This window comes from Blastochloris sulfoviridis (assembly GCF_008630065.1).
Classification (GTDB): domain Bacteria; phylum Pseudomonadota; class Alphaproteobacteria; order Rhizobiales; family Xanthobacteraceae; genus Blastochloris; species Blastochloris sulfoviridis.
Map to the genome: position 1 here is coordinate 1 of NZ_VWPL01000056.1, position 8275 is coordinate 8275.

Genomic DNA, 8275 nt, shown 5'->3' on the forward strand with positions numbered 1-8275 from the left:
GTATCGAGAAAAATGAACCTCGCGCTTTGGAGCAAAGAGTTCTTCTTCGAACTCTTTGCTTATATGCGATAACCCTGCCCCCGACCCCTCCCCGCCATTCACTGCGTTCATGGGGGGAGGGGAGAAGAGGCATCCCGCTTCTCCCCTCCCCCCGCGAGCTTTGCGAGCGGTGGGGAGGGGTCGGGGGTGGGGGGCGCAGAACGCCTTCGGCGCCTCCCTCCCCGAAGATCGGGGAGGGAGAGAAGAGCGTGACATTTCCAGCTCTTGTCCCTCCTCCGCGGAGCGGGGGAGGGTGCCCGAGCGCAAGCTCGGGCGGGTGGGGGGTCTTCGGCGCGTGCAAAACCCCACCGCGTGCAAAACCCGAGCCGACCAACCGGAAACCGTATGACGAAAACGCCGGCCATCGGCCGGCGCTTCGTGTTCATCGGATCGAAATCGACGGATCGGGCGGACCCGTCAGGACGGCATCGCCGCCAGTGCGGGCGTCTGCTCCAGGGCGCGCACCCGCGCCAGCACCGCCTCCTGCACCTTCTCGAAGGCGCGCACCTCGATCTGGCGGACGCGCTCGCGGCTGACGCCAAACTCCTCGGCAAGTTCCTCAAGCGTGATCGGATCGTCCGACAGCCGGCGCGCCTCGAAAATGCGGCGCTCGCGCGGGTTCAGCACGTCCATGGCGCTCTTCAGCGCGGCGCGGCGGGAGTCCATCTCCTCGCTCTCGACCAGCAGCGCCTCCTGATTGGCGCTCTCGTCGACCAGCCAGTCCTGCCACTCGGAGCCGCCCTCGCCATCGTCGCGCAGCGGCGCGTTCAGCGAGGCATCGCCGGCGAGGCGGCGGTTCATCTCGATGACTTCGCGCTCCTCGACGCCGAGGCGCTTGGCGATCAGCTTCACCTGGTCGGGCTTGAGGTCGCCGTCTTCGAGCGCCGAAATGCGGCTCTTGGCCTTGCGCAGGTTGAAGAACAGCTTCTTCTGCGCCGCCGTGGTGCCCATCTTCACCAGCGACCAGGAGCGCAGGATGTACTCTTGAATCGCGGCCTTGATCCACCACATGGCGTAGGTGGCCAGCCGAAAGCCCTTCTCCGGCTCGAAGCGCTTCACCGCCTGCATCAGGCCGACATTGCCCTCGGACACGACTTCCGAGATCGGCAGGCCATAGCCGCGATAGCCCATCGCGATCTTGGCGACGAGGCGAAGGTGGCTGGTGACGAGCTTGTGGGCCGCGTCCGAATCGCCATGCTCGCGCCAGCGCTTGGCGAGCATGTACTCCTCCTGCGGCTCCAGCATGGGGAAGCGCCGGATCTCGTCGAGATAGCGGGAGAGGCCATTTTCGGCAGTGATCAGAGGCAGATGGGCCATGATGATGCGCCCTCCAATGGGTGATGGGCTCCCCGAGCGGGCAAGCCCTCGGGTGATCGCGTCATGCCGACCACAACGCAGACCTTACCGACGTCAATAGGTGGGATCAAATTACGCTTTCGTCAGTTTCCGCGCCGGACTATGCGCGAGTGACCTACGCAAAGCGGCAAGGTCTTCGGGAAGTTCCGATGCGAACTCCATGAATTCTTCGCTCGAAGGATGAACAAAGCCTAAGCTTGTGGCGTGAAGCGCCTGGCGGCCCAGACGATCGAGCGCATCGCGCGCCGCGTCCGCAAGCTGCGCGGCCTTGGTGCGGAAGCCCGCGCCATAGACGGCATCGCCGAGCAGCGGGTGGCCGATATGGGCCATGTGCACGCGGATTTGATGGGTGCGGCCGGTCTCCAGCCGGCATTCGACGAGGCTCGCCACCGGCCGCCCGTCAGCGCCGGCATAGCTCTCGAGCAGCCGCCAGTGGGTCACCGCCCAGCGCCCGTTTGGGCGAACCGCGATCTTCTCGCGGTTCCTCGGGTCGCGGTCGAGCGGAGCGTCGACGCTGCCGGAGGGCAGCGCCGGGCAGCCCCACACGAAGGCGAGGTAGGCGCGGGTGAAGCCGCCGCTGCGGCCGTGGTCGGCGAACTGGGCGGCGAGCCGGCGGTGGGCGCGGTCGGTCTTGGCCACCACCATCAGCCCCGAGGTGTCCTTGTCGAGGCGGTGGACGATTCCCGGCCGCGCCACCCCGCCGATGCCGGACAGGCTGGCGCCGCAATGGGCGATCAGGGCGTTGACCAGGGTGCCGGTGGCGTTGCCGGCGGCAGGGTGGACCACCAGTCCGGCCGGCTTGTCGATGACGACGAGATCGGCATCCTCGTGGGCGATGGCGAGCGGAATCCGCTCGGGCGCCGGCGTCGGATCCTCCGGCGGCGGCACGGCGAGCACGATGGTCCCGCCAGAATTGACCCTGACGCCGGGGTCCACTACCAATCGGCCGTCGATGGTCACGGCTTCGGCCAGGATCAGCGCCTTCAGACGCGAGCGGCTGAAGGCGGGGAGCCGGTCGGCGAGCAGGCGGTCGAGCCGGGTGCCCGCTTCGGCCTCGGTGACCGTCAGTTCGCTCCGTGCGGCCGCGTCCGGCCGGGGGGTCGTGTCGCTCATCGGTTCATCCGGCCCTGGTTCATCGGGTCTGGGTTCATCGGGTCTTCGCTCGTCACGTCTTGCGCCCGGCGCATCGGGCCCACATCTGCCGGGCTGCAAGGCATAGCCCTCCAGCCTATCGCCCGCCAACACACCGCTTGCCAACACATTGCTTGCCATGACATCCACCCAGGACAACGAACCGCCGCTGACCCCGGAACAGGAGCGGCTGGTGTCGCGGATGCGCCGCCTGTCGCAGGTCTCCGCCCTGGTGATGGTGCTCGGTGCGGCATCGGTGTTCGGCGTCATCGGCTATCGCCTTTTCACCGGCCCGAAAAGCTCGGGCGGCCTTGCCGACGTCACGGCGACGCTGCCGCGCGGCGCCAAGATCGTGTCGACCGCGGTCGCCGGCGACCGGCTGGTGGTCACCGTCGAACAAAGCGGGACGATCGAGGTGCATACGTTCGCGATCGATACGCTGAAGCCGGCCGGCCGGCTGCGCTTCGCCAGCGAGCCGTGAGCGGACCTCTCAGGAGGTGCGCTGCGGGGGCGGTGCAGCCAAGACGTGCGCGGGCGTCCGATCGACGCCGGTTATGCACCGCAACGCGCCCCTGCACCGCCGCAGCGTTGCTCGACGCTGTTGCAGGCGCCCCGCAAGACGGCTATATCGCAACTCCGCGCCGCAGCTCCCTTCGTCTAGCGGTCTAGGACGTCGCCCTCTCACGGCGAAAACAGGGGTTCGAGTCCCCTAGGGAGCGCCAGCAAAATCAAAGACTTAAGCCGGAAATCTCGCGCCCAGGCCCGCTTTTTGGGAAGGTTTTGGGGAGAATGCGTCGGCGTCCGCCGACATCCACGAACGTCCGCCGAGTCGCGATCGCCTCCTCGCCAAGTCCGTGCACAACCTCCGCATGGCAATCGGTCATTAGGGTCTGACGGCTAGAGTCGACCTGGATCGGACCCGGGCGTCCGCGCAAAGCCGCGGGGCCGATCGCGTAGCCCCCCTTCGGCGGTTCGACAGGCCAGATGAAACCATCCGACCCGGCCCGGAAGCGACACGTCATCGACCCGCCCGATCCGTCCTGGGTGCCGCTCCGGGCCGCGCCGTTCCTGTTTCAAACCTCATTGGGAACGCCGGGGCCGTTCGTGCTGCGACCGGCGCCACAAAAATCGATCGATGAGTTTGTGCAACAGCAAGTCAGATGTCATGACGTCCTTGGTTGCGGCGTCGATCGTCACTCATATTGCCTTGTCATAAAGTATCCTGTTGCTGCACCCGACGGTGATGGGTGGGCGGCAGACGAGGTCTATCCTTACGACGTTCGCCAGCAATACATGTCGCCTGACGGCATTATGCGTCCCGGATGCGAGGACATCGTCGCCGCGATCGAATCCGTCTGGGACAGACTGGTGGTGGGATTTCGACGGGCGGTGACCCGGGGCTATTGCCGGGTGAACCGCCCCGGGTTTGTCGGGGGCTGTTTGGTTTGAGTCACGCGGCCAGTTTGTGCTCGTCGAGCATGGCGTGGTAGCGCGCCTCGGCTTCGGTCGGCGGGATGTTGCCGATGGGCTCCAGCAGCCGGCGATGGTTGAACCATTCGACCCAGGTCAGCGTGGCGAACTCGACGGCCTCGAAGCTCCGCCACGGTCCGGTCCCTTTCGATGGATGACCTCGGCCTTGTAGAGGCCGTTGATCGTCTCGGCGAGCGTATTGTCCCCCGGGTCTGGCCTTCGGCCAGCCCGAGGGCAGGCTCCACTCGCGAATCATCTGACGCCAGACCCCCGCCTTCGCGGGGACAGGCTCTTGCGCGCGCCGTAGACCTCGAAGTTCTCGGCGAAGATGCGGGCGGCCTGCGGCGAAGGGCAGGACTTTCGCTCCACCGGCGGGAACTCTCCATCGACGCCGGGTCCGGCTGACGGGATATGCATGCCGAACGGCAGGCGAAGAGAACTGTGGTCGCCCCTCAACACTGGAGAATTTTATTCTTTTAATCGCGTAATCTTTAGCATCAAGGAGAAGTCATTTGCGCTATGGTGCGGCAAAGCAACGCAAACGTTCTCCATTCCGGAAATCTTCCACATGGACGCCACCGACAGAAAGATCCTCGTTTTGCTGCAGGCCGACGCCAGCCTGTCGATCGCCGAGATCGCCGGCAAGGTTCATCTGTCGCAGACGCCGTGCTGGAAGCGCATCCAGAAGCTGGAGGCGCAGGGCATCATCACCGGACGCGTTGCGCTGGTGGCGCCGGAGAAGATCGGGCTCGGCCTCACTGTGTTCGTGTCGATCGAGAGCGGCGACCACTCGAAGGAATGGCTTGAGACATTCGCCTCGGCGATCGTGGCGCTGCCCGAGGTGATGGACGTCTACCGCATGGCCGGCGACGTCGACTACATGCTGCGCGTGGTGGTCGCCGACATGGCCGCCTATGACGAGTTCTACAAGCGCCTGATCGGCATTGTTTCGCTGAAGAACGTCACCTCGCGCTTCGCCATGGAGCGCATCAAGGCCACGACGGCGCTGCCGGTGCCGCCGGTTGGCAAGTCTCCGCGCGACAGGAGCGTCGCATGACCATCCGTGCGGGACTTGTCGAGACGATCGGCGCGACGCCGCTGATCGAACTCAAGTCGCTGTCCGCCGCCACCGGCTGCCGCATTCTCGGCAAGGCGGAGTTCCTGAACCCCGGCGGCTCGGTGAAGGACCGCGCGGCGCTGTTCATCATCCGCGATGCGATTGAGCGTGGCCTGATCAGGCCCGGCGGGGTGATCGTCGAGGGGACCGCCGGCAACACCGGCATCGGCTTGGCTTTGGTCGGCCATGCTTTGGGATTGCGAACGGTGATCGTGATTCCGGAAACGCAGAGCCGGGAGAAGAAGGACACGCTGCGCCTGGTCGGCGCGGATCTCGTCGAGGTACCGGCGGTGCCCTACGCCAATCCCAACAATTACGTGAAGGTGTCTGGGCGCATCGCCGCGAAACTGGCTTTGAGCGAGCCGAACGGCGTGATCTGGGCCAACCAGTTCGACAATGTTGCCAACAGGCGCGCCCATGTCGAGACCACCGGTCCGGAGATCTGGAACGAAACCGGCGGCGCGGTCGATGGCTTCGTGTCGGCGGTTGGCACCGGCGGCACGCTGTCTGGCGTCGCCGAGGCGCTGCGTTGCCGCAAGCCGAAGGTCGCGATTGCGCTGGCCGATCCGCTGGGCGCGGCGCTGCACAGCTACTACACCAAAGGCGAGCTCAAGGCGCAGGGCTCCTCCATCACCGAGGGCATCGGCCAGGGCCGCATCACTGCCAATCTGGAGGGCTTCAAGCCCGACGTGTCGTTCCAGATCCCCGATGAGGAGGCGATCCCGCTGGTGTTCGAGGTGCTGGCGAAGGAGGGGCTGTGTCTTGGCGGCTCGTCCGCCATCAATCTCGCCGGGGCGGTTCGGCTGGCGCGCCATCTCGGTCCCGGCCACACCATCGTCACCGTGCTTGCCGACTCCGGCACGCGCTATCAGTCGAAGCTGTTCAATGCCGACTTTCTGCGGTCGAAGGGATTGCCGGTGCCGGCGTGGCTGGAGCGGGTTGCCACTGTCGATGCGTGCCTCGAATGAGCGACAGGCAGCGCTCGATGGGTTGAAGGAGCCGGGGAGGCGCGCGGGGCGGCGCAGGGCCGGCCGCGCGAATGTGGGCGATCGGAGAGATTCCTGCTGCGGTCGTGGCTGGCCATGAAACGAATCTCTCGATGCGTGCGGAAATAGGGCGTTTCGTTCGCTTGACGAAAACCTTCCGCTGCGGCTCGATGGATTTGTCCATCATCGTGAGTGCAGTTCGATGCAGATGACGTCGAGGCCGGCCAACGCGATCGTGCAGCCGCTGCCCGGTAGTGCCGAGGTGCTGTGGCGTGCGGTGCGCGAGGAGGCGGAAGCCTTGCTGCGCGTGTCGCCGGAATTGGGCGGCCTGGTGGTGCCGACGGTCTTTCACGCGTCGTCGATCGCGGATGCGACGGCGCGGCGCATTTCCGTTCGGCTTGCGGGTGCGGCGCTGCCCGACCGGCTGCTCTATGACGGCTTCAACGAAGCCTTCGCCGACGATCCGGCGACCGCGGGCGCGGTGAGCGCGGATCTGAAGGCGGTGCTCGACCGCGACCCGGCGACGACGCGCGCGATCGAGCCGCTGCTCTATTTCAAAGGGTTCCACGCCATCCAGACCCATCGTCTGGCGCACTGGCTGTGGAAGAGCGGCCGGCGCGACTTCGCGCTCTATCTGCAGAGCCGGTCGTCGGAAGTGTTCCAGACCGACATCCACCCGGCGGTGCCGATGGGCGAGGGCGTGTTTCTCGATCATGCCACCGGCCTCGTGGTCGGCGCGACGGCGGTGATCGAGGATCATGTGTCGATCCTGCAGGGCGTCACGCTCGGCGGAACCGGCAAGCAGAGCGGCGACCGGCATCCCAAGATTCGCCGCGGCGTGCTGATCGGGGCGGGGGCCAAGATCCTCGGCAATATCGAGATCGGCCGTTGCGCGCGCATCGCCGCGGGCTCGGTGGTGCTGCGGCCGGTGCCGGCCAACACCACGGTCGCCGGCGTTCCGGCGCGCACGGTGGGGCCGGCCGGCTGCCCCGATCCGGCATCCGCGATGGACCAGACGCTCGACCGCGACGCCTATGATGCGTTCGATTACGTGATCTGACGCGGTCTCGGGCCCAGACACCAAACCTTTGCGGCGGAAGGTCCGGCAGGGACCGAGTTAGACTGCCGCCCGCAGGCGGCGAACCCGCGGCGGCACGAAGCGCGCCAAGCGAGCCCCTCGAACTGCGCCTCAACCAGTGGCGCGCACCCTGCTATGTCACCTCGCGGACGGCGCGCACGGCGGCTCCTCTGTCAGTGCATTGTACATGAGTTCTGCCCGCCTCCAGTCCTCCGGAGTGTCGATATCCTGAACCCTGTGACGAGGAAGCGCGAGCACGGTCGCCGTCGGACCAAAGAGCGGAATGTTGTCCAGCCAAGCACGTGACTTGCCGAAGTAGAACTGACCGGCATCATGCCACGCCTCCTCCAAGTCCTGGGAGCGCGTGTTCATGTGTTCGGGGTGGAACATCGCGACGCGTCGGTTCGGGTCCAGGCGGATGGCGCGTTGAATGGGAAAACTGTAGCTGGTTGCGGTGAATACATAGTCGCACCCACTCTCCTCGAGCAGGCGTGCACCATCACGTAGCGCCTCGGCGGTCACGAAGGGGGCCGTCGCGTAAAGGCAACACGCGACCGTGCAGCAATCTTCGCCGCGCGAAACGGCCGCGACGGCATGTTTCATGACAGCGGCGGTGGTGGTGTGGTCGTCGGCGAGGTCCGGCGGCCGCACGAAGGGAATTTCGGCCCCGAAGGCAGCCGCGACCTCGGCGATCTCGGCATCGTCGGTCGAGACGATCACCCGGTCAAAGACGCCGCTTGCGAGTGCTGCACCGATCGAGTGCGCGATCATCGGCTTGCCAGCGAAATATTTGATGTTCTTGCGCGGGATACGCTTGCTGCCACCACGCGCTGGTATGATCGCCACTCTCATCGAATGGTCCTTCCCCAGCTCCGCTCGATCCACCTTTATCTCGCACGCGCCAAAAGCCACCGGCAAGTGCCAAGCCCTTGCGGGCTTGGCCGACATTGCCCGATTGCTTGGCCAGATCCACTCCGCGTGTTCCGGGCCATGATTCCATGGGCTTCAAGGGATGATGCAAGCAGGGCAATCGGGTGAAAAATCACGCTGCCAGGAGGCTTGCGAGGAAGTCGTCGTCCCAGGCGGCGACTTTTCGCT

At 65.9% G+C, this 8275-nt stretch carries 8 protein-coding genes, 1 tRNA gene and 1 pseudogene; 6 read left to right on the forward strand and 4 right to left on the reverse strand.

Translation table 11 applies throughout. The features are described from left to right. Positions 1-456 precede the first annotated feature (456 nt). Both rpoH and F1193_RS16575 read right to left on the reverse strand, forming a co-directional pair. Positions 457-1356, reverse strand: a complete 900-nt coding sequence (rpoH, locus tag F1193_RS16570) for an RNA polymerase sigma factor RpoH (protein WP_150098906.1) — start codon at positions 1354-1356, stop codon at positions 457-459. A gap of 111 nt (positions 1357-1467) precedes the next feature. Beyond that, positions 1468-2508 carry an RluA family pseudouridine synthase gene (locus F1193_RS16575; protein WP_150098907.1) on the reverse strand — a complete coding sequence of 347 codons (1041 nt, stop codon included), beginning with the start codon at positions 2506-2508 and terminating at the stop codon, positions 1468-1470. Positions 2509-2665: 157 nt separating this feature from the next. Between F1193_RS16575 and F1193_RS16580 the strand changes: the two genes are divergently transcribed. The 3 genes from F1193_RS16580 to F1193_RS16590 all read left to right on the forward strand — a co-directional run bounded on the left by F1193_RS16580 (position 2666) and on the right by F1193_RS16590 (position 3975). Further along, the gene (locus tag F1193_RS16580; protein ID WP_150098908.1) at positions 2666-3007 is read left to right on the forward strand and encodes a hypothetical protein; all 342 of its coding nucleotides are present in this window, start codon (positions 2666-2668) and stop codon (positions 3005-3007) included. Between the two features lie 165 nt (positions 3008-3172). Further along, positions 3173-3248: transfer RNA gene (locus tag F1193_RS16585), tRNA-Glu, on the forward strand. Between the two features lie 262 nt (positions 3249-3510). Continuing rightward, positions 3511-3975 (forward strand): hypothetical protein, encoded by a 465-nt coding sequence (locus F1193_RS16590; RefSeq protein WP_150098909.1) that lies wholly within the window; start codon positions 3511-3513, stop codon positions 3973-3975. Between the two features lies 1 nt (position 3976). Here the strand turns inward: F1193_RS16590 and F1193_RS16595 are convergent. Further along, positions 3977-4224: pseudogene (locus F1193_RS16595) on the reverse strand (integrase core domain-containing protein); the annotation flags it as partial. A 340-nt stretch (positions 4225-4564) separates the two neighbouring features. Between F1193_RS16595 and F1193_RS16600 the strand changes: the two are divergent. From F1193_RS16600 to cysE, 3 genes are all read left to right on the forward strand, one after another. Continuing rightward, a complete protein-coding gene (locus F1193_RS16600) occupies positions 4565-5053 on the forward strand; it encodes an Lrp/AsnC family transcriptional regulator (protein WP_150098910.1) in 489 nt (162 codons plus the stop codon). Further along, a complete protein-coding gene (locus F1193_RS16605) occupies positions 5050-6081 on the forward strand; it encodes a cysteine synthase A (RefSeq protein ID WP_150098911.1) in 1032 nt (343 codons plus the stop codon). The genes F1193_RS16600 and F1193_RS16605 overlap by 4 nt, the downstream gene beginning before the upstream one ends. A 220-nt stretch (positions 6082-6301) precedes the next feature. Beyond that, entirely contained in the window at positions 6302-7159 is an 858-nt protein-coding gene (gene cysE / locus F1193_RS16610) for a serine O-acetyltransferase (RefSeq protein ID WP_425457255.1), read from the forward strand. A 156-nt stretch (positions 7160-7315) separates the two neighbouring features. Here cysE and pseF read toward each other — a convergent pair whose 3' ends face one another. Then, positions 7316-8125 (reverse strand): pseudaminic acid cytidylyltransferase, encoded by an 810-nt coding sequence (gene pseF / locus F1193_RS16615; protein WP_342781835.1) that lies wholly within the window; start codon positions 8123-8125, stop codon positions 7316-7318. Between the last annotated feature and the right edge of the window lie 150 nt (positions 8126-8275).